The 26,793-nt window shown below is 70.0% G+C and carries 27 protein-coding genes and 1 tRNA gene; 15 read left to right on the top strand and 13 right to left on the bottom strand.

Annotated features, from left to right (window positions below; translation table 11 throughout):
• Positions 1-262: 262 nt before the first annotated feature.
• Positions 263-2,338, bottom strand: coding sequence for a ComEC/Rec2 family competence protein (locus tag FGX59_RS26615; protein WP_240722729.1), 2,076 nt, complete (start codon positions 2,336-2,338; stop codon positions 263-265).
• 164 nt (positions 2,339-2,502) lie between these two features.
• Here FGX59_RS26615 and gltX point away from each other — a divergent pair, with 164 nt between their 5' ends.
• From gltX to FGX59_RS26570, 9 genes are all read left to right on the top strand, one after another.
• On the top strand, positions 2,503-3,918 hold the full coding sequence (gene gltX / locus FGX59_RS26610) for a glutamate--tRNA ligase (protein WP_138470162.1): 1,416 nt from the start codon (positions 2,503-2,505) through the stop codon (positions 3,916-3,918).
• Between the two features lie 73 nt (positions 3,919-3,991).
• A complete protein-coding gene (gene gltA / locus FGX59_RS26605; protein ID WP_138470161.1) occupies positions 3,992-5,296 on the top strand; it encodes a citrate synthase in 1,305 nt (434 codons plus the stop codon).
• 227 nt (positions 5,297-5,523) lie between these two features.
• Positions 5,524-5,946 carry a DUF4174 domain-containing protein gene (locus tag FGX59_RS26600; RefSeq protein ID WP_138470160.1) on the top strand — a complete coding sequence of 141 codons (423 nt, stop codon included), beginning with the start codon at positions 5,524-5,526 and terminating at the stop codon, positions 5,944-5,946.
• A gap of 103 nt (positions 5,947-6,049) precedes the next feature.
• A complete protein-coding gene (locus FGX59_RS26595; protein WP_138470159.1) occupies positions 6,050-7,360 on the top strand; it encodes a polysaccharide lyase family 1 protein in 1,311 nt (436 codons plus the stop codon).
• A gap of 68 nt (positions 7,361-7,428) precedes the next feature.
• Positions 7,429-7,989 carry a pseudouridine synthase gene (locus FGX59_RS26590; RefSeq protein ID WP_138470158.1) on the top strand — a complete coding sequence of 187 codons (561 nt, stop codon included), beginning with the start codon at positions 7,429-7,431 and terminating at the stop codon, positions 7,987-7,989.
• Positions 7,990-8,170: 181 nt separating this feature from the next.
• Complete coding sequence (locus FGX59_RS26585) at positions 8,171-8,794, top strand: paraquat-inducible protein A (RefSeq protein WP_138470157.1); 624 nt, start codon at positions 8,171-8,173, stop codon at positions 8,792-8,794.
• Positions 8,770-9,402: a paraquat-inducible protein A gene (locus tag FGX59_RS26580; protein WP_240722727.1), complete on the top strand. Its 633-nt coding sequence runs from the start codon at positions 8,770-8,772 to the stop codon at positions 9,400-9,402. Before FGX59_RS26585 ends, FGX59_RS26580 begins: the two co-directional genes overlap by 25 nt.
• Positions 9,395-12,148: a PqiB family protein gene (locus FGX59_RS26575; protein WP_138470156.1), complete on the top strand. Its 2,754-nt coding sequence runs from the start codon at positions 9,395-9,397 to the stop codon at positions 12,146-12,148. Before FGX59_RS26580 ends, FGX59_RS26575 begins: the two co-directional genes overlap by 8 nt.
• Before the next feature lie 3 nt (positions 12,149-12,151).
• Positions 12,152-12,721 carry a membrane integrity-associated transporter subunit PqiC gene (locus tag FGX59_RS26570; RefSeq protein ID WP_138470155.1) on the top strand — a complete coding sequence of 190 codons (570 nt, stop codon included), beginning with the start codon at positions 12,152-12,154 and terminating at the stop codon, positions 12,719-12,721.
• Between the two features lie 57 nt (positions 12,722-12,778).
• On the opposite strand, the gene FGX59_RS26565 is transcribed toward FGX59_RS26570, so the two are convergent.
• The 4 genes from FGX59_RS26565 to FGX59_RS37805 form a co-directional block, all read right to left on the bottom strand.
• Positions 12,779-12,979, bottom strand: coding sequence for a hypothetical protein (locus FGX59_RS26565; RefSeq protein ID WP_138470154.1), 201 nt, complete (start codon positions 12,977-12,979; stop codon positions 12,779-12,781).
• Between the two features lie 190 nt (positions 12,980-13,169).
• Positions 13,170-14,039 (bottom strand): MipA/OmpV family protein, encoded by an 870-nt coding sequence (locus FGX59_RS26560; protein WP_138470153.1) that lies wholly within the window; start codon positions 14,037-14,039, stop codon positions 13,170-13,172.
• Between the two features lie 47 nt (positions 14,040-14,086).
• Positions 14,087-15,343, bottom strand: a complete 1,257-nt coding sequence (locus FGX59_RS26555) for a malonyl-CoA decarboxylase (protein WP_138470152.1) — start codon at positions 15,341-15,343, stop codon at positions 14,087-14,089.
• Positions 15,344-15,503: 160 nt separating this feature from the next.
• Positions 15,504-15,587: transfer RNA gene (locus tag FGX59_RS37805), tRNA-Tyr, on the bottom strand.
• Between the two features lie 125 nt (positions 15,588-15,712).
• Between FGX59_RS37805 and rlmB the strand changes: the two genes are divergently transcribed.
• Together rlmB and FGX59_RS26545 are read left to right on the top strand one after the other, a co-directional pair.
• Positions 15,713-16,492 (top strand): 23S rRNA (guanosine(2251)-2'-O)-methyltransferase RlmB, encoded by a 780-nt coding sequence (gene rlmB, locus FGX59_RS26550; RefSeq protein ID WP_138470151.1) that lies wholly within the window; start codon positions 15,713-15,715, stop codon positions 16,490-16,492.
• Between the two features lie 512 nt (positions 16,493-17,004).
• The gene (locus FGX59_RS26545) at positions 17,005-17,436 is read left to right on the top strand and encodes a CoA-binding protein (RefSeq protein ID WP_138470150.1); all 432 of its coding nucleotides are present in this window, start codon (positions 17,005-17,007) and stop codon (positions 17,434-17,436) included.
• A 19-nt stretch (positions 17,437-17,455) separates the two neighbouring features.
• Here the strand turns inward: FGX59_RS26545 and FGX59_RS26540 are convergent, their stop codons facing one another.
• The 3 genes from FGX59_RS26540 to FGX59_RS26530 form a co-directional block, all read right to left on the bottom strand.
• A complete protein-coding gene (locus FGX59_RS26540) occupies positions 17,456-17,767 on the bottom strand; it encodes a phosphoribosyl-ATP diphosphatase (RefSeq protein ID WP_138470149.1) in 312 nt (103 codons plus the stop codon).
• Entirely contained in the window at positions 17,764-18,525 is a 762-nt protein-coding gene (gene hisF, locus FGX59_RS26535; RefSeq protein ID WP_138470148.1) for an imidazole glycerol phosphate synthase subunit HisF, read from the bottom strand. The genes FGX59_RS26540 and hisF overlap by 4 nt, the downstream gene beginning before the upstream one ends.
• Positions 18,526-18,622: 97 nt before the next feature.
• Positions 18,623-18,841 carry a hypothetical protein gene (locus FGX59_RS26530; RefSeq protein WP_138470147.1) on the bottom strand — a complete coding sequence of 73 codons (219 nt, stop codon included), beginning with the start codon at positions 18,839-18,841 and terminating at the stop codon, positions 18,623-18,625.
• 224 nt (positions 18,842-19,065) lie between these two features.
• Between FGX59_RS26530 and FGX59_RS26525 the strand changes: the two genes are divergently transcribed.
• Genes FGX59_RS26525 through FGX59_RS26515 form a run of 3 tightly spaced genes read left to right on the top strand, consistent with a single transcriptional unit; the run spans position 19,066 to position 20,367 of the window.
• Entirely contained in the window at positions 19,066-19,494 is a 429-nt protein-coding gene (locus tag FGX59_RS26525; protein ID WP_138470146.1) for a YeeE/YedE family protein, read from the top strand.
• Positions 19,494-19,928 (top strand): YeeE/YedE family protein, encoded by a 435-nt coding sequence (locus FGX59_RS26520; RefSeq protein WP_138470145.1) that lies wholly within the window; start codon positions 19,494-19,496, stop codon positions 19,926-19,928. Before FGX59_RS26525 ends, FGX59_RS26520 begins: the two co-directional genes overlap by 1 nt.
• 10 nt (positions 19,929-19,938) lie before the next feature.
• A complete protein-coding gene (locus tag FGX59_RS26515; RefSeq protein ID WP_138470144.1) occupies positions 19,939-20,367 on the top strand; it encodes a TIGR01244 family sulfur transferase in 429 nt (142 codons plus the stop codon).
• A gap of 40 nt (positions 20,368-20,407) precedes the next feature.
• On the opposite strand, the gene FGX59_RS26510 is transcribed toward FGX59_RS26515, so the two are convergent.
• The 5 genes from FGX59_RS26510 to FGX59_RS26490 all read right to left on the bottom strand — a co-directional run bounded on the left by FGX59_RS26510 (position 20,408) and on the right by FGX59_RS26490 (position 26,333).
• The gene (locus tag FGX59_RS26510) at positions 20,408-21,577 is read right to left on the bottom strand and encodes a FliM/FliN family flagellar motor switch protein (RefSeq protein WP_138470143.1); all 1,170 of its coding nucleotides are present in this window, start codon (positions 21,575-21,577) and stop codon (positions 20,408-20,410) included.
• A gap of 75 nt (positions 21,578-21,652) precedes the next feature.
• Entirely contained in the window at positions 21,653-24,334 is a 2,682-nt protein-coding gene (locus FGX59_RS26505; protein ID WP_138470142.1) for an ATP-binding protein, read from the bottom strand.
• Positions 24,324-24,605 carry a hypothetical protein gene (locus FGX59_RS26500; RefSeq protein WP_138470141.1) on the bottom strand — a complete coding sequence of 94 codons (282 nt, stop codon included), beginning with the start codon at positions 24,603-24,605 and terminating at the stop codon, positions 24,324-24,326. The genes FGX59_RS26505 and FGX59_RS26500 overlap by 11 nt, the downstream gene beginning before the upstream one ends.
• On the bottom strand, positions 24,602-24,970 hold the full coding sequence (locus tag FGX59_RS26495) for a response regulator transcription factor (protein ID WP_138470140.1): 369 nt from the start codon (positions 24,968-24,970) through the stop codon (positions 24,602-24,604). Before FGX59_RS26495 ends, FGX59_RS26500 begins: the two co-directional genes overlap by 4 nt.
• A 67-nt stretch (positions 24,971-25,037) precedes the next feature.
• Positions 25,038-26,333, bottom strand: a complete 1,296-nt coding sequence (locus FGX59_RS26490; RefSeq protein WP_138470139.1) for a helix-turn-helix domain-containing protein — start codon at positions 26,331-26,333, stop codon at positions 25,038-25,040.
• A gap of 205 nt (positions 26,334-26,538) precedes the next feature.
• On the opposite strand from FGX59_RS26490, the gene FGX59_RS39830 reads away from it, so the two are divergent.
• A partial coding sequence (locus FGX59_RS39830) for an acetyl-coenzyme A synthetase N-terminal domain-containing protein (protein WP_370296317.1) occupies positions 26,539-26,793 on the top strand: 255 nt, incomplete at its 3' end.

The raw sequence follows: 26,793 nt of genomic DNA, 5'->3' as shown, positions 1-26,793 counted from the left end.
CCGAATGGTTCGCACGCGACCACCGGCAGACGCGAATCCCGGAGATGGCGCCCGGCGTGCTCTTTCTCCGAGCGAAGCGCTGCTGCACCCGGTCGCCCGTTGCCCGCACCCGGGATCGGCCCTTCCCAGTGGCGACCCAAGGCGGCACCGGGCAAGGATGTGGCGAAGCGGCCGCCCAAGGGCCCGCCCCGCCAGGGGCAGAGGCGCGGTCCATCCCGGACCGGTCCGCGCCGGCGCTTGGACTTTTCCGTACGGCCCGGGATTAGCGCCCCTCTCCGGCGGCGATCCGCACCGGCGCGGGCAGGATGACGGCGAAGCGGCCGTCATCGGGTTCGGGGACCCAGGGGCGGCGGCCGGCGCGCTCCATTGCCGTCACGGCGCGCGGCCCCTCCGGACCCGTCCAGACGGCCACCGCGCCGCTCGCCGCCAGGCGGGGCGGGTCGAGCACCAGGCAGTCCGCTGCCGCCACCGGCTTGACCGTCACCACCAGATCGGCCCCGGCGCAGGGATCGGCCAGCGCCTTGAGCTGCGCCGCCGAAAGCTGGCGCAGCCGCAGCCCCGGCAGCGCCGCCTCGAACCCCGCCGCCCCGGGCCGCGCCGCGACCTCGGGCAGGCGCCGGTCGCCGTCATTCTCCAGCCAGGCGCGCGCGGCATAGCCGTCTCCACTGGACTTGTTCAGCACCCGCCCGCCCGGTTCGAGCACGCCGACGAGCCCGCCCGATTCGGCGATCAGCAGCGCCGGGCGGCTACTCTGCGACCAGAGCCAGAACCCCAGCGCCAGCACCGCGAGCCCCGACCAGCGCAGCCGCCCCTGCCAGAGGAAGACCCAGAGCCCGCCGAGCGCGATCAGCGGCAGGACGGCAGGCCCGGGCGACACGACCGGCACCACCGCCCCTTCGAGCGCCGAGACCTGCCCCGCCACGCCGAGGATCCAGCGGCAGCCGAGCCCCATCGCCCAGAGCGCCGGCTGCGCCAGGCCGAAAGGCGCAAGGCAGGCCGCCAGCACCGCCGCGGGCATCACCAGCGAGCCCATGACCGGCACCGAGACCAGATTGGCCAGGAGCCCCCATTGCGCGATCTGGTTGAACTGCGCCGCCCCGACCGGCGCCGTCGCGGCCCCGGCCACCGCCGAGGAGAGGACCAGCGCCAGCACCGGCCGCAGGAGCTTCGGCCCCGGCCAGAAGGGCGCCGCGCGCATCATCTGGAACACCCAGACCAGCGCGGCCGTCGCGGCGAAGGACATCTGGAACCCGGCGCCGAGCAGCGCCTCGGGCCGGGCGGCGAGGATCAGAACCGCGGCCAGAGCCACCGCCCGCAGCGTCAGCGCCCGGCGGTCGAGCAGCACCGCGCCCAGCATCACCGCCGCCATGACGAAGGCGCGCTGGGTCGCGACACTGCCCCCCGACAGCGCCAGGTATCCCGCCGCGGCGGCCAGCGCCACGACCGCCGCCGCCTTGCGCCCGTCGATCCGCAGCGCCAGCCAGGGGATGAGCGCGATGGCGCGGCGCAGCACCAGGAAGACGAAGCCGGTCAAAAGCCCCATATGCAGCCCCGAGATCGCCAGCAGATGCGCCAGGTTGCTGGCCCGCATCGCGTCGAGCGTACCGCGCTCCAGCCCCGAGCGGTCGCCGGTCACCACCGCCGCGGCGAAGGCGCCGGGCTGGCCCGGGATGCGCGCGCGGATCGCGGCCGAGAGATGGCTGCGGATCCCCGCGACGACCAGCGCCGGGCGGCTGCGGGCGGGCGGCTCCAGCGCCAGCACCGGCAGGCGGGTATAGCCGACCGCGCCGAGCCCCTCGAACCAGGCATGGCGGCGGAAATCGAAGCCTCCGGGCTCTGCCGGACCCATCGGCGGCGAGAGATGCCCGGTCAGGATCACCGTCAGCCCGGGCTCGAGCGGCGCATGGGGCATGTCGTCGGGCAGCGAGACCCGCACCCGCAGCGGCACGCGTTCGGGCGCCACGCCGGTCAGCACCACCCGGTCGAGCGTCAGCCGCAGCCGGTCGCTGAGCGAGCGGTCGATCTCGAGGATCCGCCCCTCCACCGGGCCGTAATAGCGGAAGGACAGGACCGGCGCGGCCACCGACTGGGTCCGCCAGGCGGCCAGCGCGCCGCCCGCGGCGACCAGCGCCAGGCCGAGGACGAGCGGCGCGATGCCTTCGGGCGCCCGCAGGCTCGCCGCCGCGCCCAGCACGGCCAGCGCCGCGGCCGCAGCGAGCCCGGCCGGCCCCGGCTCAGCGGGAAGCGCGAAATAGCCGCCGATGCCGAGCGCCAGCATCACCGGCACCCAGGGGAAGAGATGCCCGCGCTGCGGGGCGATCAGGGCGTCGGTCAGCACCGGCCCAGCTCCTTGCCAGAAGGTTAACCCCTCCGGCATCGCCCGAACGTGGTTTACACGCAGTTAAGGGCGGCCATGCGATCAGGACGGGCCCGGCGTCGCTTTACCCGGTCGGGCACAGGGATTAAACCGGCGCTCAATCGAGCAAGACACGAGGTCCGATCATGGCTGACGCCCCCGTCGTGACGAGGTTCGCCCCCTCGCCCACCGGTTTCCTGCATATCGGCGGCGCGCGCACTGCGCTGTTCAACTGGCTCTATGCCCGCGGCCGCGGCGGCAAGTTCCTGCTCCGGATCGAGGATACCGACCGCGCACGCTCCACCCCCGAGGCGACCGCCGCGATCATCGAAGGCATGAGATGGCTGAAGCTCGACCATGACGGCGAGATCATCAGCCAGTTCGAGCGCGCGCCGCGCCATGCCGAGGTCGCGCTGGAGATGCTGGCGAACGGCCATGCCTATCGTTGCTATTCCACCCAGGAGGAGATCCAGGCCTTCCGCGACGCCGCGCGCGCCGAGGGGCGCTCGACGCTGTTCCAGTCGCCCTGGCGCGATGCCGATCCCGCGACCTGGCCCGACGCGCCCTATGTGGTGCGGCTGAAGGCGCCGCGCGAGGGCCAGACCGTGATCGAGGACGAGGTCCAGGGCACGGTCACCTTCCGCAACGACCAGCTCGACGACATGGTCCTGCTGCGCTCGGACGGCACGCCGACCTACATGCTGGCGGTGGTGGTCGACGACCATGACATGGGCGTCACCCATGTGATCCGCGGCGACGACCACCTCGCCAATGCCGCGCGCCAGGGCCAGATCTATGCCGCGATGGGCTGGGACCTGCCGGTCTGGGCGCATATCCCGCTGATCCACGGCCCCGACGGCAAGAAGCTGTCGAAGCGCCACGGCGCGCTCGGCGTCGAGGAATACCGCGCCATGGGCTACCCGGTGGAGGGGCTACGCAACTACCTCACGCGGCTCGGCTGGAGCCATGGCGACGACGAGGTCTTCACCACTGCCCAGGCGCTGGACTGGTTCGGCTTCGACGGCATGAACAAGGCGCCTGCCCGGTTCGATTTCAAGAAGCTCGAAAATGTGTCGGGCCAGCATATCGCGATGATGGAAGATGCGGCACTTCTGGAGGAGATCGAGGCATTTCTTTCTGCAACTGCACAGCCCGAACTGTCGCAGACGCAACGGAACCTGCTCTCTTCTGCGATGTATTGCCTCAAAGACCGGGCAAAAACCCTGACCGATCTGCTGGAAAAGGCGCATTTTGCCCTCGCATCCCGCCCGCTCGCGGCAGACGACAAGGCAGCGAAGGCGCTGGATGCAGTATCCATTGGTATACTGGCCGAATTGACGCCGCAGCTGCAAAGTGCTAGCTGGACCCGCAATGATCTGGAGGCGGCGATCGCCGACTTCATGGACCCTCGGGAACTGAAATTTGGCAAGCTGGCCGGACCGCTCAGGGCCGCGCTGGCAGGTCGCACTGTGACCCCGAGCGTCTACGATATGATGCTCGTACTGGGCCGTGAGGAGACTCTCGCCCGCCTCGGAGACGTATTATCCACTGGCCGGGACTGACCCGGCCGGCGCAAGACATACCCATCGCCTGTCCGCCCGCTCCGGGGGACAGGTCGGCAAAGGAGGGATGCCAATGCCTGATACTGCGCAACCGGCGAAGACCGCGACCCTGACCTTCGGGGACAAGACCGTGGAACTGCCGATGATGTCGCCCACGCTGGGCCCGGATGTGATCGACATCCGCAAGCTCTACGCCCAGGGCGACGTGTTCACCTACGATCCGGGATTCACCTCCACCGCGTCCTGCGAGTCGACCATCACCTTCATCGATGGCGAAGAGGGCGTGCTGCTGCACCGCGGCTATCCGATCGACCAGCTGGCCAGCAAGTCGCACTTCCTCGAAGTCTGCTACCTGCTGCTCTACGGCGAACTGCCCACCGGAGCGCAGCTCGAGGATTTCGAGAGCCGCGTGACCAACCACACCATGCTGCACGAGCAGATGCGCAACTTCTTCTCCGGCTTCCGCCGGGACGCGCATCCGATGGCGATCATGGTGGGGATCGTCGGCGCGATGTCGGCCTTCTACCATGACTCGACCGACATCTCCGATCCCTGGCAGCGCGAGGTCGCCTCGATCCGCCTGATCGCGAAGATGCCGACCATCGCGGCCTGGGCCTACAAGTACCATGTCGGCCAGCCCTTCGTGTATCCGCGCAACGACCTGGACTACGCGTCGAACTTCCTGCGGATGTGCTTCGCGGTTCCCGCCGAGGAATACGAGGTCAACCCGATCCTCAGCCGCGCCATGGACCGCATCTTCACGCTGCATGCGGATCACGAGCAGAACGCCTCCACCTCGACGGTGCGCCTGGCCTCCTCCTCGGGCGCGAACCCCTTCGCCTGCATCGCGGCCGGCATCGCCTGCCTCTGGGGCCCCGCCCATGGCGGCGCCAACCAGGCCTGCCTCGAGATGCTGAAGGAAATCGGCTCCGTCGACCGGATCCCGGAATTCATCGCCCGCGCGAAGGACAAGAACGATCCCTTCCGCCTGATGGGCTTCGGCCACCGGGTCTACAAGAACCGCGATCCGCGCGCGACCGTGATGAAGGAATCGGCGGACGAGGTGCTGGAGCTGCTCGGCGTCCACAACAACCCGATCCTGCAGGTCGCCAAGGAACTCGAAAAGACCGCTCTGGAAGACCCTTACTTCATCGACAAGAAGCTCTTCCCGAATGTCGACTTCTATTCCGGCATCATCCTGGAGGCCATGGGCTTCCCGACCTCGATGTTCACGCCGATCTTCGCGCTGTCGCGCACCGTCGGCTGGATCTCGCAGTGGAAGGAAATGCTGGGCGATCCGGCACAGAAGATCGGCCGTCCGCGCCAGCTCTATGTCGGCGCCGCGCAGCGCGACTACACGGATGTCGAGAACCGCTGAGCGCGGCCTCCCGACCTGAGCGAACAGACACGCCCCCGGCCCGCGCGGCCGGGGGTTTCTTCTTGCCCCGCGGCAGCACGGCGCCGTCGTCCGGCACCCCGCGCCGTCCCGCCCCGGCCCCCGCGCCGGGGCCTCCGCGCTCGCCTCGCGCACACGGTTTCGTGTCCGCGCCGCCGCTGGCGCCCTGCCGTGGCGCGCTAGCTATGCGGCAAAGGAGGCTCCGACCCATGCTGCACCCGCTCCGACTGACCGCCCTTCTGGGCTCGCTCGCCCTGCCCGCCCTGGCCCAGGCCGAAATCCCCGAAGGGGCCGCCCCTGCCAGCGAAGCCGCGCTCGAGCGCTACCGCGGGGACAGCCGCCCCATCCTGGTCTTCGCCCCGGATGCCGCGGATCCGCGCTACCAGGCGCAGATCGAGGCGCTGGAGGCCGCCGCAGAGGAACTGGCCGAGCGCGACATGGTGGTGCTCGCCGATACCGATCCCGCCGCGGGCAGCGAGCTGCGCCGGGGGATCGGCGCCGAGGATGCCGCGCTGCTGCTGGTGGGCAAGGATGGCGGGGTCAAGCTGCGCGCTGCCGCGCCGGTCTCCGCGCAGGAGATCATCGACCTGGTCGACGGCATGCCGATGCGCCGCCGCGAGGCCGCCGAATAGCCTCCCGACCTGCGGTTTCGTCCATCCGCTTTCCGCCATTGGACCGGTGAATCTGGCATACTAGCGTGACACCCGAGGAGACACCGAACTCGGGGAGGACCGAATGTCACGAACTCTGATTGCCCTTCTGGCCACGGCGGCCGCGCTTCCGGCCGCGGCGGAGGCGCCCGTTTCCGATGCGCTGAAGGCACTTGCGGCCATGCCCGCGCCACTCGGCTGGGCCACCGAAGAGGGCGGCACCACCGGCGGCGGCACCGCCGCGCCCGTGGTGGTCACGAGCCGCGCCGAACTGGTGGCGGCGCTCGGCGGCCAGAACCTGGAGAATGCCGCCAATGCCGATCCGGCGGTGATCGTCATCGCGGGCCGGATCGACCTGACCGCCGACGACGCGGGCCGCCCGCAGGGCGCCGCGGATTTCGCCGATACGGATTACGACGAAGCCGCCTATATCGCCACCTACGATCCCGAAAGCTATGGCCGCGACCGCGAGCCCGAAGGCCCGCTGGAAGAGGCGCGCGAGCGCTCCGAACAGGCGCAGAAGGCCCATGGCATGATCCGCGTCGGCTCCAACAAGACGCTGATCGGCCTGCCCGGCGCGACGCTTGCGGGCGGCACGCTGCTGCTCAAGGGCGTCGAGAACGTCATCATCCGCAACATCGCCTTCGAGGACAGCTGGGACTTCTTCCCGCAATGGGACGCCACCGATGGCAGCCAGGGCAACTGGAATGCCGAATACGACCTGATCGCGATCGAGGACGGGACCACCCATGTCTGGATCGACCATGCCGCCTTCTCGGACGGGGCGCGCCCGGATGACGCGATCCCGCCGGTCTTCGGCCGCGTCCACCAGCATCACGACGGGCTGATCGACATCAAGAACGGCGCCAGCTACGTCACCATCACCGCGAGCCATTTCTTCGACCACGACAAGACCCATATCATCGGCTCCTCCGACAGCCGCACCGAGGATCTGGGACGGCTCAAGGTCACGCTCGCGGGCAACTGGTACGACAATGTCCGCCAGCGCCTGCCCCGCGTCCGCTTCGGCGAGGTGCATGTCTTCGGCAATCTCTTCACCCCCTCGGCCGAGGGGCCCTATGCCTTCGACTACGCGCTCGGCGCGGGCAAGCAGTCGCGGCTGCTGTCCGAGGCCAATGCCTTCGTCCTGCCCGAGGGGATCGATCCGGCGCAGATCGTGAAATCCTACAAGGGCGAGATGATCGAGGACCGCGGCTCGCTGGTGAATGGCGCCCCGGCCGATCTGGTGGCGCTCTACAATGCCGCCAACCCCGAAAAGCCGCTGCGCGCCACGGTCGACTGGGACCCGCCCTATGCCTACGAGCTGCCCGACCCGGCGGAGCTGGCCGGCCGCCTGCCTGGCGAAGCGGGACCGACGCTTCTGGGCGACGACTGAGCGCGGGGGCGCGGCCGGCGGACTTGAGCACGCTTGAGCCGGCCCGGCCAACCTGCTAGCCGCGCCCCATGGCCCGCACGATCCTCTTCAACAAGCCTTTCGGCGTGCTGTCGCAATTCACCGACAGCTCGACCGCGTCCTCACCCTCGCCGACGCTCTCGGCCTTCATCGATCTGCCCGGCGTCTATCCGGCCGGACGGCTCGACAAGGACAGCGAAGGGCTGATGGTGCTGACCGATGACGGGCGGCTGCAGGCACGGCTGGCCGATCCGCGGCACAAGACGCCGAAGACCTACTGGGTCCAGGTCGAGGGCGTTCCCGGCGAAGACGCGATCGCCGCGCTGGCCAGTGGCGTGACGCTGAAGGACGGGCCGACCCGCCCGGCCAGGGCCCGCGCCATCCCGGCGCCCGGGGGGCTCTGGCAGCGCGATCCGCCGATCCGGGTGCGCAAATCGGTGCCCGACAGCTGGCTGGAACTGACCATCACCGAGGGCCGCAACCGCCAGGTCCGGCGGATGACCGCGGCGATCGGGCATCCCACCCTGCGGCTGATCCGGGCGCAGATCGGCCGCTGGTCCCTCGACGGGCTGGATCCGGGACGCTGGCGGGATGCGCCGGCGGGGCGCTGAGCCGGTGGCCCGCGCCGCGCTCGCGCCGGTTGCAAGCCCGCTGCGCGGCTCTCCGCGCGGGCGGCGCCATCCCGCCCCGGATCGCGGCCGAATGTCACTCCGCAGGCGCGCGCCGCGCCCCGGGACGCCGAAATGCCTATATGGCTTTGACAGCCCCCTCCGGCTTCCCGATGGTTGAGGCATGAGCAGCAGACATCCCGACCCCGCAGAGCTGGTCGCCTGCCCGACCTGCGATGCGCTCTACCGCTTCGCGCCGCCGGGTCCGCGGCAGACCGCAAGCTGCGCGCGCTGCGGAACGGTGCTGTTCGCGCCGCGGCCGGGAGCGATCCGCACGGTGCTGGCGCTGGCGCTGGCCGCGCTGGCGCTGATGACCATCGCGCTCGACTATCCCTTCCTGACCATGAACGCGAACGGGCTGACCGCCCAGGCCTCGGTGATCGACGCGGTCTCGAGCTACGCGGTCGACGACATGGCGCCGCTCAGCCTCGCCATCGCGGTGCTGATCCTGCTCCTGCCGACGCTGCGGCTGCTGCTGCTGGTCTATGTCACCCTGCCGCTGGTCTTCGGCGGCCGCGCCTGGCCCGGCGCGCGCACCGCCTTCCGGCTGAATGTCCAGCTGCGCCCCTGGTCGATGGCCGAGATCTTCATGGTCGGGGTCGCCGTCGCCATGGTCAAGGTCGCCGACCTGGCCACGATCAGCTTCGGCCCCGCCTTCTGGGCCTTCGCCGCGGTCGCGCTGCTGCTGGCCGCCAAGGACGCCGTCACCTGCGAGAGAACCCTGTGGCACATTCTCAGAGCCTCCTGACCGCCCGCGCCGCCGGGCTGGTGGCCTGCCGCCACTGCACCCATGTCTGGCCCGCGGGCACGAGGACCTGCGGCGTCTGCGGCAGCGCGCTGTCGAGCCGCAGCCATGACAGCCTGCAGCGGGTCTGGGCCTGGTGGTGCGCGGGCATCATCGCCTATATCCCGGCCAATCTCTTCCCGATGATGAAGACCGACATGCTGGGCAGCGAAATGGCCTCGACGATCCTGGGCGGGGTGGTCGAGCTGGTGCAGCACCACGCCTATTTCGTCGCCTTCGTCGTCTTCTTCGCCTCGATCTGCATTCCGCTTGCCAAGTTCATGGCGATTGCCTGGATTGCCGTGGCGATCCGGCGGCCGCGCGGGTCGGTCTCCGCCCACCAGCTTCACCGCGTCCATGACGTCGTCGAATTCATCGGCCGCTGGTCGATGATCGACGTCTTCGTGGTCGCCATCCTTTCGGCCCTGGTCCAGTTCTCGGTCGTGGTCAGCATCCATCCCGGCATCGCGGCGGTCTCCTTCGCCGCCTCGGTCGGGTTCACGATGCTCTCTGCCCAGGCCCTGGATCCGCGCCTCATCTACGACGCGAGCGAGCAGCCCAGACATGAATGACGATTTTCCCGGCATGGAGATCCGCGACGCTGGCGGCAGGGGCGGCTTCCGCTTCTCGGTCGTCTGGGTGGTGCCCCTGGCGGCGGTGGCCATCGCGCTGTTCATCGCCTGGCAGACCTACGCCTCGCGCGGGCCGCTGATCGAGGTCTCCTTCACCCAGGCCAGCGGGCTGGTGGCGGGGCAGACCCAGCTGAAATACCGCTCGCTGACGGTGGGCACGGTCGAGAGGCTGAGCTTCAATGACGACCTCACGGCGGTGATCGCCCATATCCGGCTCGACAAGTCGGTGGCCGACTTCGTCGATGCCGACGCGAAATTCTGGATCGTCCAGCCGCAGGTGACAGCGCGCGGGGTCAGCGGGCTCGACACGGTGCTGTCGGGGATCTTCATCGAGGGCAGCTGGGACAGCACGCGCGGCGAACCGCAGCGCCGCTTCACCGGCAGCGACACCCCGCCCCTGGTGCGCTCGGGCGAGGAAGGCACGGTCGTCACGCTCAAGGCGCTGCAGGGCGGGCGCATCCAGGCCGGCGCGCCGGTCGTCTTCCGCGGCGTCACGGTGGGCGAGCTCGAGGAGCCGCAGCTGGCCCCGGACGGCTCGGGCGTCACCGCCCATGCTTTCATCCGCGCGCCCTATGACGCCCTGGTCACCACCAATTCGCGCTTCTGGTCGATCAGCGGCTTCTCGGTCAATGTCGGCCCGGGCGGGCTGCGGCTGGATGTCGGCAACATCGCCTCGCTGATCGAGGGCGGCGTGACCTTCGGCACGATGGGCCTGCCCGGCAATGCCGTGGGCGAGGACGCGACCTTCACCGTCTATACCGACGAAGAGACCGCGATGAGCAGCATCGCCCCCGAGGAGCGCGCCGACGAGGTGATCTTCTCCACCATCTTCGAAGGGGCGCTCGGCGGGCTGGAGCCCGGTGCGCCGATCGAGATGTCCGGCGTCCAGGTCGGCCAGGTGCTGGCCATGAGCAACGTCGCCGATGACACCCATGACGGCCAGCCGCGGCTGCGGGTCGATATCGGCCTGCGTGCCCAGCCGCTGGGCCTGGCGGACGATGCCTCCGACGACGACGTCCGCAGCTATATCGCCGAGCAGGTCTCCGGCGGGCTGCGCGCCGAGCTGACGGTGCAGAGCCTGTTCTCCGGCGGGCTGAAGATCGTGCTGGCAGAGCATTCCGGGCGCGGACCGGACGCGATGGAGGAGACCGAGGACGGCTATCCGGTCATTCCCGCCGCCCCGGTCGATGTCAGCAGCCTCAACGCCTCGGCCCAGGGGATCGCCGACCGCATCGCCGCACTGCCAGTGGAGGATCTGGTCTCCAGCATCACCCGGCTGATCGACAATGCCAACACGCTGATCAGCTCGCCCGGCATCCAGGAAGTGCCGCAGGCGGTGGTCGGCATGCTCGACAGCGCGAAGAGCAAGGTCGACGCCTTCGATGTGGAGCCGCTGATGGCCGATGTCTCGGCCGCGGTGGCCGATCTGCGCCAGGTGATCTCGCAGGTCGGCAGCGGCGAGAATCTCGAGCGGGTCGACTCGATGCTGGCCGAGCTCGACGCGGCGGCGAAGCAGCTCGCGCCGCTGATGGAATCGGCGCAGAGCGCCACCCAGAGCGTCGCCGACCTGCAGCTGCAGGGGCTGGTCGACAGCGCGCAGGAAACGCTCGACGCGGTCGCGCAGGTGGCCAATTCGCCCGAGACCCGGGCCCTGCCCGGCGATCTGCGCGCGGTGCTGCAGGAGGCGCAGACACTGCTGGCCTCGGACGGGATGCAGTCCCTGCCCGCCCGCGCCGATGCCGCCGTTGCCGCGGCGACCGACATCCTCGACAAGGTGCGCGACTCCGAGGGGCTCGGCGAGGCGCTGGCCGCGCTCGAGCGGCTCGACGGCATCGCCGCTTCGATCCAGGAGACCGCCGACGGCCTGCCCGCGCTGCGCGCGCAGCTTTCGGACGTGATGGGCAAGGTGCAGGCGCTCGACCTGCAGCCGCTGGTCGACTCGGCCACCAGCACGGCGGAGTCGCTGGCCGCGCTCGCCGCCTCGCCCGAAACCCAGGCGCTGCCCGGCACGATCAACGGCGCGCTCGGCGATGCCCGCGGGCTGATCGCCTCCGAGGGCGTCCAGCAGCTGCCGGGCGAGCTCTCCGCCGCGGTCTCGAGCCTGCGCGAGGTGATCGACCAGGTGAACAGCTCCGACGGGGTGGGATCGCTGATGGCCGCGCTCGAGCGGCTCGACGCGATCACCGCCTCGGTGGAGCAGACGGTCGACGGGCTGCCCGAGCTGCGCGGCCAGATCTCCGATCTGGTGGCAAAGGCGGATTCGCTGCCGCTCGAGGACCTGGCGAGCTCGGCCGACCAGCTGCTGAACTCCACCGACTCGCTCCTGAACCAGCCGGAGACCCGCGCGCTGCCCGGATCGCTCAACGCCGCGCTCGGCGAGCTGACGGCCAGCCTGACCGAGCTGCGCGAGGGCGGCACCGTCGAGAACGTCAACGCGACGCTGCAATCGGCCGCCGATGCCGCCGATGCGCTCTCGGCCGCGGCCGCGACCCTGCCGGAGCTCAGCGCAAGGCTGAACGGCCTGGTCACGACCGGCGAGTCGCTTCTGGCCACCTATGGCGACCGCTCGCGGTTCAACGTCCAGACGCTGGCCGCCATCAACGACATGCGCGAGGCCGCGCGGGCCGTCACATCGCTGGCCCGCACCATCGAACGCAATCCTGCCGCGCTGATACGGGGGCGCTGATCCATGAAGACAACCACCATCCTGCCGCTGCTGCTGCTCCTCGGAGCGGCCGCCTGCACCACGCCGCCGACGCAGTTCCTGCTGGACGCGCCCACCTCGCAGATGCGGCTCGCGCCGCGGGTCAGCTCGATCGAGGTGCGCAGCATCTCGCTGCCGCAATACGCCTCGGCTGCCGACGGGATCGCGCTGCTGCAGGCCGACGGCTCGGTCACGACCGATCCCAAGGAGGTCTGGGCCGACACGCCCGAGCGCGGCGCGACGCTGGCGCTGGTGCGCAACCTCGCCGCCATCACCGGCGCGCGGGTCGCGGCCGATCCCTGGCCCTTCTCCGACCTGCCGGCCGTCTCGGTCAATGTCACGGTGGAGCGGTTCCTGGCCTCGGAGACCGGCCGGCTGGAACTCGCCGGCGCCTATGCGATCTCGCCGGTGGTCAGCAGCCTGCGCGACCGCGGCGGGCGGTTCGACATCGTCGTGCCGCTGCCCGAGAATGCCGGCACCGCCGAGCGCGCCCGCGCCCATGGCCAGGCCATCCAGCAGCTTGCCGAGGACATCGCCCGCCGTCTCGCGGGCTAGCCGCGCCTGCGCCCCTGTTGCGGCAGGGGCGCATCGCAGTTGCCGCCCTGACCAGGCTCAGGGCCAGGCAGGGTCGTCCCGCCGGATCTTGCGGGTGTTCCACAGCCCGCCCGGGATCCCGAGCGCCAGGCCGATCACCGCGGCCAGCGCGAAGGCCGGCCAGCCGATCCAGCCCGCCGCAAGGAAGGCGGTCAGGGCCGCTCCGGCAATGCAGAGCGCCCAGAGCGGAATGAGCAGAAGTCTCCATCCGTATTTCATGGCGTGTCTCCGTTCTTTGAGCGTTTCAGCGTCAACTGGGGACAAGGTCACTCGGGACGGGACCCGGCCGGCTGCGCGGAACGCGGGAACCGGGCAGCGGCGGGTGCGCCAGCGTCGCGCTGGAACGCCTTGGGTAAAAGGAGAACGCGGGTCCGCCCCGCGAAGTTCCCGGACGCACGGCGGCCCCGGATCAGCGGTCGCGCGTCGTGCGCCGCTTGCTCTGGAAGATCGAATAGGTGACGCCGATATAGGCCCCGCCATCCCAGTCGGAATTCATCAGCGGGCTGTCGCGGTTGACCGCACCGCCCAGATAGCTGGCGGTCAGTCCGCCGAACAGCGTCAGCCGCCCGGTCAGCGGATAGCGGATCGCGACGCGCGCCTCGGTGCCCAGATAGCCGCCCCTGGCCTCGTAGCCCGGCTGTCCGGGGCCTGGCGCGACCTCGTAGTATTCCGCCTGCACGCCCTGGCTGACGAAGACCGGGCCGAGGCCGGCCTGGATGCGGCTGCCCGGGCGCAGCACGCCGAACTGGCGGTAGCGGATCGCCGGGCGCAGCAGCGCGCCCTCGTAGCCGATCCGCGACCAGTCCGAGACCGAGAAGACGCCGCGCGCCTGGACCAGCAGCTCCAGCTGGCCCGGCAGGCGGCCTCCGGCGAGCCTGCCCGGCTCCGCCGCGCGGTAGATCAGCTCGGGGCCGAATTCGGCCAGCGCGTCGACATCCGGCACGACATTGCCGAGCGAGGTCACGCGGTTGGCCACCCGAGCCGAGCTGTCGAGGCTGACGCCCAGCTCGAAGCGCTCGGTGCGCAGGGGGATCAGCCGCAGCGCCTCGTCGCCGCCGAGTTCCAGGAACCGGCCGCGGTATTTCACGTAGGGCACCGGAGAGCCGCGCAGCCGGTAGCTATCGGCGCCGGGATAGCTGGTTTCGACCCGGCCCACGGCGCCGAGCCCCAGTTCCCAGAGCGGCAGGGTCGGCTCGGCGGGGTCGGAGACCTGCGCGGCGGCTGCCCCGGCGGACAGCGCCAGGAGCAGCGCCGAACGGAAGATGCGCGGCAGTCTCATGTTTCCGCGAAACCGCAGCGCTGCCCTTGAGTCAAGGAAAACCCGGCTCAGGCCGCCTTGGGCGCGGGCGGCTGGCCCTGCTTGGCCAGCGCGGTGATCGGCCCCGAGGCCGCCACCTTGCCGCCCTGGGCGAAGGCCTCGTGATTGCGGGACACTTTCGCCAGGTCGTAGAGGTAGTTGACCATCGCCCCGCCCGACTGCGCCATGCCGTTCTCCGAGGTGTCGGCCCCGGCATGGACATCGTGCAGGATCGCGCCATTGCCCAGGTGGAAGCGCGCAACCGGATCCATCGGCAGCCCGTCGGGCCGCTTGGCCTCGGCCAGGTAATGCGCCGCCAGCCGCCGCAGCCCCTCGGGGGTGGCGGCCTCGGCCATGCGGCCCTCGGCGGACACCCATTTCATCAGCGTCGGGATCGGCGAGAGCGTCACGAAGGTCTTCAGCCCCGGCAAGTCGCGGCCCAGATCCTCGGCCACCTGCTTGATCAGCGAATTGCCGAAGCTGATCCCGGCAAGCCCCTTCTGGCAGTTGGAGATCGAGTAGAACACCGCGGTGTCGGCCTCGCCCGCGTCGATCTGGCGGCGCCCCTCGCTCAGCACGCCCTGGATCGAGCCGGCCACGCCCTTGGTCAGCGCCACCTCGACGAAGATCAGCGGCTCGTCCGGCATGGCGGGGTGGAAGAAGGCGAAGCAGCGCCGGTCGGCGGGCTGCAGGCGGCGGCGCAGGTCGTCCCAGCTGTGGATCGCGTGGACCGCTTCATAGGCGATGATCTTCTCCAGGATATGCGCCGGGCTCTCCCAGTTGATCGGCCGCAGGACCAGGAAGCCGCGGTTGAACCAGGACTTGAAGAGATGGCGGAAATCCATGTCGAGCCGGGCCAGCTCGGGCGCCTCGCGCAGCGCGTCCATCAGGTCGCAGCGCATCTGCACCAGCTGGTGGGTGGCGCCCGGCACCTGGTTCATGCGCCGCGCCAGCTCCTGGCGGCGGGGCTCGGCCAGCGCCATCATCCGCCGGTAGTCGCCCGGATCCTGGCCGTCGGCATAGGCCGCGACCGCCTCGGCCAGCGCCGCGGTGTCGATATCAAGCTCGCTGGCCAGGTAGCGGAAGAAGTCCAGCCGCCCTGCCCGGTCGAGCGCGGCATAGGCGTCGAGCACGGTGGAGGCCAGCGCCACGCCCGAGACATCGCCGCGCGAGGTCAGCAGGTCGTTGCACATGTCCTCGATCGAGCGGCCGTTGCGCTTCTCGCGCCGGACGCGGAGATAGCGGCGGTCGAAGAGGGTCGAGGAAAGATCGGCAAGCAGGGACATCGGCAGCACTCCGTCACGCACGCGATTTCGGCAGACGGGCAGGCCTGCCGCAACGGCGGAGACGATAGCAGGAAAACCGCTTGATTCCCACGGCAACTGGGGGCAGGAATTGGGATCAACCGATGTCATTCCGGGAACCCGCCACTTCCCCAAGGGGAAGTGGTGGGCGACCCTGGAATCGAACCAGGCGTGGGTCTCCCCGGCGGAGTTACAGTCCGCTGCCGCACCTTGCAGCTCGTCGCCCTGACGTGGGGGGTGATCTACATATAGCCGCGGGGGGGGTCAAGCAGGAATTTTCAGGAATTTCGCTTGCCCTTGCATCCCCTCTCCCGCATCTGTCCGGAAAGCCGCAACGCCGGGAAAACAGACATGAAAAAACCCCAATGGGTGATCGAGAAAGAGCGCTCGCGCCGAGCCGCCGCCGCCGAGACCTTCTGGATGTTCGGCATCCATGCGGTGCGCGATGCGCTCTCCAACCCGCTGCGCGAGAAGCTGCGGCTCGTGCTGACCAGGAATGCCGCCGACCGGCTGGCCGACGCCCTGCCCGGCGCCGGGATCGAGCCGGAGATCGCCGATGCCCGCAAGTTCCCGGTGCCGCTCGATCCGGGCTCCGTCCACCAGGGCGCAGCCGTCGAGGTGAAGCCGCTGGACTGGGGCTCCGTCGAGGAGGTCTGCCGGCTGGGCGGCCAGCCGCCGCTGGTCGTCGCGCTCGACCGGGTGACCGACCCGCATAATGTCGGCGCCATCCTGCGCTCGGCCGAGGTCTTCGGCGCCCGTGCGGTGATCGCCCCCTCGCGCCACTCCGCACCCGAGACCGGCGCCCTGGCCAAGACCGCCTGCGGCGCGCTGGAGCGCCAGCCCTATATCCGGGTGAAGAACCTTTCGGACACGCTCGAGACGCTGATCGGCATGGGCTACCGCGCGGTCGGCCTGGACGGCGAGGCCGACCACACCCTCGCCGAGGCGGTCTCGGCCTGCGCGGGCGAGCCCGTCGTGCTGGTGCTCGGCGCCGAGGGGCCGGGCCTGCGCGACCGCACCCGCGAGACCTGCCAGATCATGGCGCGCGTGCCCTTCGCGGGCGAGTTCGGGTCGCTGAACGTCTCGAATGCGGCGGCGGTCGGGCTCTATGCGATGGCCGGGCGCGGGTAAGCGCGGCGCGCATCGCCACCTGCAGCCGGCAAGAGGCGCTGGTCCTTGCCGGCGCCGACCTCCACGACCTGGTCGGCTGCGGCGCGCCGCTGGCGGACCTCAAGGCGCGACGCCGGGGGCAGGCCCGCCCGGCGCCCGAAGGCCCCCCGCCGGATGCAGCCGCTGCCGCCGCCCGCCGGAATGCCCCCCAGGGACGAATGCAAGCGGCGGAAACACGCCCGGAAATTGCGGAATACGCTCATCCGCAAGGCAGCCGGGGCGCTGTTCGACACCTTGGACTAGCAGGAGACCGCCGCTCTTCACGTTCCGGCGAGCACCCTCTTTGCAAAGCGCCGGAAACCCCTATCTGTTAAACAAGCGCGGTAGACCGGAACTCTGCCGCGACTTCACTGTCCCTCGTTCCGCACTTATCGCCCGGGGTCCTGCCCCGGGCGCTTTTCTGTTGCAGACCGATTGCCGCAACCCTGCGCCATGCCTTTCCACCGGAAGTGTTAGCGACTAAGGCTGTGCGCATGATCGAAGATGATGCCCAGATTGCCGAGATCCTCCGCCGCACAGAGATCATCGCCTGCGTCGGCTTCTCCGCCAATCCGGACCGCCCCAGCCACTACGTGTCGCAATTCCTGGTCTCCCAGGGGAAACGGGTCGTGCCGGTGAATCCAGGACTGGCCGGACAGGATTTCCTGGGCCAGACCATCTATGCCAGCCTGACGGACATCCCGCGCGACATCCCCGTCGACATGGTCGATGTCTTCCGCAGGCTGGAACATGTCCCCGATGTCGTCGACGAGGCGCTCTACGCGCTGCCGCATCTGCGCACCATCTGGCTGCAGCTGGGGCTGCGCGACGAGGCGACGGCGCAGATGGCCACCGCGCGCGGGATCGACGTGGTGCAGGACCGCTGTCCCAAGCAGGAAATTCCGCGGCTGGGGCTGCTGGTCTAGCCCCCGCCCTGCGGGGCGATCAGCCCCGCGACGCCTTCTCGGCGATGCCGGACGTGCCCTGGCGGCGCGCCAGCTCGTCGAGCACTTCGGACAGCTTCACGTCCCGCGCCTCGAGCATGACGATCAGGTGGTAAAGCACGTCCGCCGCCTCGTAGACCAGGTTGCCCCGGTCGTCCTTCGCAGCGGCGACGATCGCCTCCACCGCCTCCTCGCCGAACTTCTCGGCGCATTTGTCGGGCCCCTTGGCGAACAGCTTCGCCGTCCAGGAGCTTTCCGGATCGGCGCCCTTGCGCGACGCGATCGTGGCGGCCAGGTCTTCGAGAACGCTCATGTCAGCCTCACGGGAATGCCGGCCGCGGCCATGTGCGCCTTGGCCTCGCCGATGGTGAATTCGCCGAAATGGAAGATCGAGGCGGCCAGAACCGCGCTCGCCCCGCCCTTGGTGACGCCCTCGACCAGATGGTCGAGCGTGCCGACCCCGCCGGAGGCGATCACCGGCACCGGCACGGCATCGGAAATCGCGCGGGTCAGCTCCAGGTTGAAGCCCGAGCGCGTGCCGTCGCGGTCCATCGACGTCAGCAGGATCTCGCCCGCGCCCTTCTCGACGACGGTATGCGCGAACTCGACGGCGTCGATGCCGGTCGTGCGGCGGCCGCCATGGGTGAAGATCTCCCAGCGGCCCGGCGCCACCGTCTTGGCGTCGATCGCCACGACGATGCACTGGCTGCCGAACCGCATCGCCGCCTCGGCGACGACATCCGGATTGGCCACGGCCGCGGAGTTGAAGCTGACCTTGTCAGCGCCCGCCAGAAGCAGCGCGCGGACATCTTCATGGCTGCGCACCCCGCCGCCGATCGTCAGCGGCATGAAGCACTGCTCGGCGGTGCGGGTCGCGAGATCGTACATCGTCCCGCGATTCTCGTGGGTGGCGTTGATATCGAGGAAGCACAGCTCGTCGGCGCCCGCGGCGTCATAGGCGCGCGCGGCCTCCACGGGGTCGCCGGCATCGATCAGATCGACGAAATTGACGCCCTTGACGACGCGGCCGTCCTTCACGTCCAGGCAGGGAATGACACGGGTCTTCAGCATGGCCCCGCTCTAGCGCCCTGCCCGTCCGAAGGGAAGCCCGGAACGCCCGGGCTGCCCAGGGCCGCGGTGTCACACCGGCAGGTCCAGACTGGCAGGTTCAGACCGGCAGGTTGTCGTAGAAATCCTCCAGAACGCCGGCTTCCAGATCGGCGCCCAGCTCGCGCAGTTCCGCAGGCACTGGCGCCAGCTGCGCCTCAAGCCCGTCGATCAGCGCCTGGGCCTCGTCGAAGAGCACCCGCGGATCCTCCGATCCGGTCCGCGCGGCCTCGCGCAGTTGCTCCAGCCTGCGGTGCAGGTCCGTCAGTGCGATCGTCATGGTCATCCCCCAGTTTGCGAATGCGCGGCGACGGCATCCCGCCACCCGTGTCTCCGCCCGAGTCACCCGGAGTCTCCCGCTCCGGCTCGCCTCGCGCCGAGTGTGCCCCAGCTTTAGCCGAATCCAAAGTCCCGTGCTTTGTTCAGGATCAACTCAAACCGCATTGAATATACATTCACGTTGTCTTATGTGATGCCGGTGCTCACAGGATACGGAAACGAGTGATGTATATGGACTGGGTTTACGGGCTGGTCGGCGGCCTGATGATCGGCGGGGCGGCGGCGCTGTTCCTGCTCGGAAACGGCCGGATCATGGGGGCCAGCGGGCTCATCGGCGGCGTGGTCGACGGATCGGGCCGCGGCAATCTGGGCGAGCGCCTCGCCTTTCTCGGCGGGCTCGTGGGCGCGCCGCTGATCGCGGTGCTGCTGCGCGGCGGGCCGCCCGAGACCGAGCTGACCGGCAATGCCGCCGCACTGGTGGCGGCGGGCCTGCTCGTAGGCATCGGCACGCGGCTGGCCAATGGCTGCACCTCGGGCCACGGGGTCTGCGGCATCTCCCGCCTGTCACTGCGCGGCATCGTCGCGACCGCGGTCTACCTGGCCGCCGGCGCGGTCAGCCTCTACGTGTTCCGCCACATGCTGGGAGCAGTGTGATGAAGCGCCTTCTGCTTGCTGCCGCCTCGGGCGGCCTCTTCGGGCTCGGACTGATGGTCTCGGGCATGACCAACCCCGCCAAGGTGCAGGGATGGCTCGACTTTCTCGGCGACTGGGATCCGACGCTGGCCTTCGTGCTGGGCGGGGCGATTCTGCCGATGTTCCTGGCCTGGCGCTATGCCGAAGGCCGCCGGCCCGCGCTCGGCGGCAGCTTCCCGGCGAAGCCCGATCCGGTAATCGACCGCAACCTGGTCCTCGGCTCGGCGATGTTCGGGGTCGGCTGGGGGCTTGCCGGGCTCTGCCCGGGGCCGGCCATGGCCTCGATCGGCTACGGCAACCCGCATGTCTGGCTCTTCGTGGCCTCGATGATCGCGGGCATGGCTGTGACACCATGGACGCGCCGGAAGCTGGACGCTCTTCCCGCGAAAGGGTAAAGATTCGGCCATGCAGATCGCCCATCTCACGCCCGATTACGCCGTTTCGCCCCAGATTTCCGTGGAGGACGTGGCCGCCCTGAAAGCGGCCGGGTTCACCACCGTCATCTGCAACCGCCCGGATCACGAGATTCCGCCCATCTACCAGGCGAAATCGATCCGGCCCGCGGTCGAGGCGGCCGGCATGACCTTCATCGACAACCCCGTCGAAGGCGGCACGCTGGGCGAGGAGGCCGTTCCGGTCCAGCGCGACGCCATCGCCGCGGCAAGCGGTCCGGTCTTCGCCTATTGCCGCTCCGGCAACCGCTCTTCGGTGGCCTGGGCCCTGGCCGTGGCCGGCCAGATCCCGGTGGCCGAGATCCTCGATGCCGCGCGCAAGGCCGGCTACGACCTGAGCGGGCTGCGCCCCTATCTCGAGGCCGCCGCCGAGCGCGGCTGAGCCCGACCCCGGGCGCTGCGGCGCCCGGCCCCCTGCCGGATCAGTCGATCGTCTCCGGCAGGTCGTCCAGTTCGTCCATGTTGAACTCGCCCAGATCCATCGCCGGGAATCCGCCGTCGCCGAGATCGGGCAGCCCCTCTCCGGCCTCCAGCGCATCCAGATCCAGCGGCGGAAGCTCGGGCTCCGGCTCGTCCTCGAGCGAGGGCAGCGACAGATCGACCGGCGGCACCTTCGACATCGCATCCGCCAGGTCCATGCCCCCCATCTCGTCCGCCTCATCGTTCTGCGCGGCCGACAGGGTCTCGCCTTCCTCGCCATCCTCGAACGTCCATTCGACCTTCAGCGCCCGGTCGCCGTCGAGCTCTCCGAGGCGGCCGCGGAAGATCTTCTGTCCCGTCGCGGTTTCCAGCGTGGCATTGGCGATCGACGACATCGGGATGCGGATCAGGCTGCCGGCCTCCAGCGCCTCGTAGTCCCGGACCGTTATTTCCCGGCGGCAGAGCACGCCGGCGAGCTCGACCCGCGCGGGCATGATCGCGGCCTCCAGCGCCTCGCACCAGGCGGCGGCGTCTTCTTCCGGGGGCGGCAGGGCCTCCGCCGGCGGCGGTACGGCGGCGGGCCCGGCCCAGGGCACGACGATGCAGACCTGGCCGATCCGCGCGCCGAGGCCGAAATCGGTCTCCATCCGCAGGAGCCGGTAGGGCACGTCCTCCATGATCACCGGCAGGCGGCGCAGGTCGAAGACCGGCTCGTCCGGTACGAAACCCGTCGCCCAGTCCGAATCCGGATGGCCGACCAGCCGCGCCGCGAAGACGGTCATCACCATCACCAGGAACTTGCGGCAGAGCAGCGCGTCGGTGCGGCTGGGCTTGCGCTCTGGCAGCTCGCCCCCGCTGATCCGCCCGGTGGTCAGTGCCTCGGTGATCGCGGCCACGCAGGAGCGGTCGAGCGCGACCAGGCCGCGGCAGCCGCCGGGACCGGTCATGTCGAGCACCAGCGCACTCTCGGGCAGCTCCTTCTGGATGGCGGGAATGCCGACCTTCAGCTCTTCGATCCCCGAGCCGGTCACTGCCTGTTCCAGGATCTCCTGCCCGGATTTGGCCAGCGCCAGGCGCAGCGCCTTGGCCGGGCTGACCTCGCCGAATTCGGGCGGCGGTCGTCCGGCGCGGGTCATGCTGCGAAGAATGGCGGCGTGGGTTTCTGAACTCATGCGGGCAAAATGGTTGCTAACCCGGCCAAACTGCCCCGAACGCCGTTACCAAAGCTTGAAGTCCGGGATGCCGATTCACGCTGCGCGCTCGGAAATCCCCACGGGAAGCGTCACCCGGAAGGCCGCGCCGCCCTGGCCGGGCAGATACGCGATGGATCCGCCCAGCTTCTGCATGATTTCGCGGCAGATCGCGAGTCCGAGCCCGGCGCTGCCGGCGGCCGACTGGTCGGAGAGGCGGCAGAACTTCTCGAAGATGACGCTCTGGCTCTGCACCGGAATGCCGCTGCCATTGTCGATGAAATCGATCGCGACCGACCCGCCGCGGCGAGTCGCGACGATCCGCAGCTGCGGCTCTGCCGCGTCGCAGTACTTGCGGGCATTGGCGATGATGTTGATGAAGACCTGCGCCAGCCGGTCGGTATCGGTATGGATCAGGATGTCCTCGTCCAGCGTGTCGCGCCGGATCGCCATCCCCGCCCCCGGCTGCACCGAGCCGGTCGCCGCCAGCGCCCGGGCGATCACGTCGCGCAGGCGCACCGTGTCGCAATTCAGCGAGGCCTGGCCATGCTCCAGCACGCTGAGATCCAGCAGCGCGTCCAGCAGCCGGGTCAGCCGCTCGGCCTCATCATGGATGATCGTCGCGAATCGCTGCCGCTCCTCCGCCTCCATCCCCGCCCCGTCCATCAGGATCTCGGAGAAGGCGCGGATCGAGGTCATCGGGGTGCGCAGCTCGTGGCTGATCTGGCCGAGGAAGGAATCCTTCTGCACCGAAAGCTCGGTCAGCTTCTGGTTGGCCTCCCGCAGCTGCCGCGCGGTGCGCGAGAGCTCCTCGGATTTCGCCTGCAGCTGGATCGAATGCTCCATGATCTGCGCCGCCTCGTCGGCCACCGCCATCAGATCCTCGACCGAGACGGTGGTGCCGATGGCGATCTGGCCGATCATCGCATGGGCCGTCGCGGCGCCGACCGAGCCCGCCAGCTCGCGCTCCAGCCGGTCGAGGAAATCCGGCGTCGTGTCGGGCAGGAAGCCCGCCTTGCCCTGGATCCGCGCCTCCTCCGCGAAAAGGTCCTGCGCCTCGAGCGGGCCGAGGATGCGCTGCGCCATGATCAGCAGATCCTCGGCCTCGGCCTTGGACTGGCTCCAGCCGCGCGGACCGCGGGAATAGTCGAAGACATTGACGAACTGCGCCCCCTGCAGCCGCTCCAGCGGCGTCGGGAAGCTGGCGATCGAGCCCAGGAGGAAGCCGGTGCAGTTGACCGCCATCGACCAGATCACCGCATGCACGACCGGATCGAGCCCCTCGATGCCGAAGAGCGCGTGCGGGCGCAGCCAGCCGAGGCCGAAGGGCCCCTCGGCGAAGACCCGCGCGGGAAGGATCACGTCGGGCCCGAAGCTCGGCAGGAAGAGCGTATAGGCCCAGACCAGCGCGCCGAGGCTGACCCCGATCGCCGCCCCGATCCGGGTCGCGCCGCGCCAGAAGATGCCGCCGACCACCGCGGGCATCACCTGGACGACGCCGGTGAAGCTGACGAAGCCGATCGCCGCCAGCTCGCGCCCGCCGCCCGACCAGACATAGTAGACATAGCCCAGGGCCAGCACGCCCGCGATGGAGAGCCGCCGCGAGGTCAGCAGCACCAGCCGCAGGTTGCCCGGCGCCTCGGCGCGCAGGGACAGCCAGAGCGGCAGCACGATATGGTTCGAGATCATCGTCGCCAGCGCGATCGCCGCGACGATCACCATCGAGGTTGCCGAGGAGAAGCCGCCGAGAAAGGCCAGAAGCGCCAGCAGGTCATGGCCATGCGCCAGCGGCAGGGTGAGGACGAAGAGGTCGGGATTGGCCCAGGAGGGCAGCTCGGACATGCCGACGGCGGCGATCGGGATGACGAAGACGCTCATCGCCGCGAGATAGAGCGGGAAGGCCCAGGAGGCGGTGGCCAGGTGCCGCTCGTCCTCGTTCTCGACGACCAGCACCTGGAACATCCGCGGCAGCACCAGGATCGCCGCGCCCGAGACGAAGATCAGCGCCAGCCAGCGGCTGCGGTCGAGCGGGATCGTGGCCAGGGGCGAGGCGTTGATCCGCTCCGCCACCGCGCCGATGCCCCCCGCCACGCCCCAGACGATGAAGATGCCCACCGCGAGCAGCGCGAAGAGCTTGACCAGCGCCTCGAGCGCGATGGCGGTGACCACGCCGTGATGGCGCTCGTTCGCGTCGACATTGCGGGTGCCGAAGAGGATCGCGAAGACCGCCATGCCGACCGCCACCCAGACCGCCGTGGCGCGCTGGTCGGGGACCGGGAAGCTGCCGGGGGTGCCTTCGGCGAAGACCCCGAAGCTCAGCGTCACCGATTGCAGCTGCAGCGCCAGATAGGGCGTCGTGCCCACCACCGCGATCACCGTGACCATGCCGCCGAGCAGCGCCGACTTGCCGTAGCGCGAGGAGATCAGGTCGGCGATCGAGGTGATCCGCTGCGACCGGCCGATCCGCACGAGTTTCCGCAGGCACCACCACCAGCCGATCAGCACCAGCGTCGGGCCGATATAGATCGTCAGGAATTCGAGCCCCGAGCGGCTGGCATAGCCCACCGCGCCGTAGAAGGTCCAGGCGGTGCAGTAGATCGACAGCGACAGCGTGTAGACCAAGGGCGAGCGCAGCCAGCGCACGCCGCCCTTCAGCGCGCGGCGCTCCGCCCAGTAGGCGATGACGAACAGCAGGCCGACATAGACCAGCGAGACCGAGACCAGCAGGTCAAAGGACATCCGTCTCCCCCGCCGGGCCCGCCTCGTCGCGCAGCCGCGACTGCAGCCGCACCGAGATCGCCGCCGTCGCCGCCACCAGCCCGCCCCAGGCCACGAAAAGGTAGATGCCGCGCTCGGCCAGCGCGGACGGGGCCTCTTCGGGCTGCGGCCACAGAAGCGGCACGAAGAACAGGATCATGCCGAAGACCGGCACGATGCGCGAGGCATCGACCAGCCGCCGGTGCCGGTAGGATTCGCGCTCCAGGAACAGGGGCGGCCGCGGCGCGCTCATGGGCCCAGAAGGCTGTTGAGCGTGTCGAGCACCTCGCGGTTGGAGAAGGGCTTGGTCATGAAATGGCTGACCCCGAAGCTCTCCGCCCGCTCGCGGTCGCGCACCTGGCCGCGCGCCGTCAGCATCATGACCGGCAGCGCCTCGGTATCGGGATTGGCGCGCAGGTCGCGCAGGATGTCATAGCCCGAGCGTCCGGGCAGCATGACATCCAGAACCACCACGTCGGGCTTGGCCCGCGAGACCGCGTTCACCGCCGTCGCGCCGTCGGCATGGCTCGACACCGTCCAGCCGTCCCGCGCCAGGATGAAGCGCATCGCTTCGGTGATATTGGGTTCGTCCTCGATCAATAAGACGTGTCGTCCCATCCTCGCTCCTCCGCGGGCAGGTCCGTTCTTGTTATCGGCCAAGTTATCCCTGCTTTGGCCCTCCAAGTCAAAGCCCCGTCGCCATCACCGAGGGCTCCTGGCGCGCCCGGCAATCGGCCAGCACGCAGACCCGGCAGGCGCTGCCGACGGGCATCGCGCGCAGCCGCGGCGTCTCGGGCTGGGGCAGCAGGATCATCCAGGCCTCGCTGAGGCAGGGCCCCTCCGCGCCATAGGGCCAGTGCGGCTCGGCCACGGCGAAGGCGGCGACCGGCATGCCCGCGGTGGAGCTGTGGGTCAGCCGCCGCGCCACCGGGCGGCCGGGGCTCGCCAGCGCCTCGTAGACCGGCCAGAGCGGGCAGGCATGCCCCGTCCTTGGCACGAGGAACCCGTTGGTGGGCTTCCGCATCGCGATCGCGCCGGTGCCGTCGCAGAAGACCAGCCCGACCGGATCCTGCCCCGGAAGCTGCGGCGCCGAGGCCAGCCGCCGCAGCACGGTCGCCACCGGCAGGCCCAGCTCCGAGGCGATCCGCGCCGGATCGGGCAGCCCGGCCCCGAGCGCGGCGGTCACCTGCGCCAGCGGCATCATCCCCGCCTCGCGGCGGTAGCGTTCCAGATAGTGCCGCGCCAGCGCCCGCGCCGGGGGCGACAGCTCCGTCGCCTCGGCCAGAACCGCTGCCGCCGCCCCGCCCTCCTCGAGCGCGGGGAAGTGGAAGCGCTGGCTTTCCAGGAACAGCTCCAGCTCCTCCCAGGGCGTGCCCGCCTCGGCGCGCGCCTCGTCCTCGCTGTCCAGGAACGAGGTCAGCGCCTGCGCGCTTTCCGCCAGCGCCAGGCTGTCGCCATGGAGGTTGCGGTGGAAGCGGCGGCGCCAGGCCTCGTCGATATCCTCGGTCTCGACCAGGATCGAGGCGGCCGAGCGGATCGCGGTCGCCTTCGACAGCACCTCGTGCATCGCCGAGCTCAGCCGCGGGTCATGGCTCAGCCGGTCGCTCAGCCCCTCGATGCGGTCCTGCAATTCCTGGATGCGGCGGTGCTGCGCCTGCACCAGCGCCGCCCAGCCGGGAAAGCGGCCGGTGAATTCGTCGCTGCGGTCGAGCTCGGCCCCGGCCTGCGGCAGGTCGGCCGCCGCCTGGCCGAGCTGGTCCAGCAGCTCCGCCTCCGCGCCGCGGGTCAGCTGCGCCACCTCGACCTTCAGCTCGCGGGCGATTTCGGCCAGGAGCTTGCCCGCGATCCGGCGGCGGTTGTGCTCGATCAGGTTCAGGTAGGAGGGCGATATCTCCACCGCGCGGGCCAGTTCGGCCTGCTTCAGCCCGATCAAGGTCCGCCGCTCGCGGATCCGCGTGCCGGTCAATGCACTGCGCGGCATGTGAATTCTCCCTGCCCTCTGCCGCCCTGCCCTCCCGCGCGGCGCAGGACAGTCTAGCCGGCCGCCCCGCCGCTTGGATAGGCCAAGCGCGTCGCGCTTTGGTTATGATTTATGACCGCACCCCGGTTGAAAAGCCGGATCCGTCTCGTACTTTGGTCAGAGAGCCGCGGTGTTAGCGCCGGTCTTCGCAATTGACGCATTGCAAATGCCCGATCGGCGCCCGACCGTCCGCGCGAGGATTGCCGGGCTGCCCGGCACCGAGGGACACCCGGTCCGCCGCGCGGATCCGGAGACTAGGGAGAGACATATGCTGGAGAAGACGGAGGGGGTTTATCCCCCGCTTGCGGAGGTGCAGGCCTCGGCGCTTGTGAACGAGGCGCAGTACCAGGAGATGTATGCCCGCTCGATCGCGGACCCCGACGGGTTCTGGGGCGAGGCTGCGCGCGACAGGCTCGACTGG

The sequence above is a fragment of the Poseidonocella sp. HB161398 genome (assembly GCF_005870025.1).
Taxonomy (GTDB): domain Bacteria; phylum Pseudomonadota; class Alphaproteobacteria; order Rhodobacterales; family Rhodobacteraceae; genus Mangrovicoccus.
The sequence above is the reverse complement of the archived record's forward strand: the minus strand, read 5'-3'. Positions and strand labels throughout refer to the sequence as shown.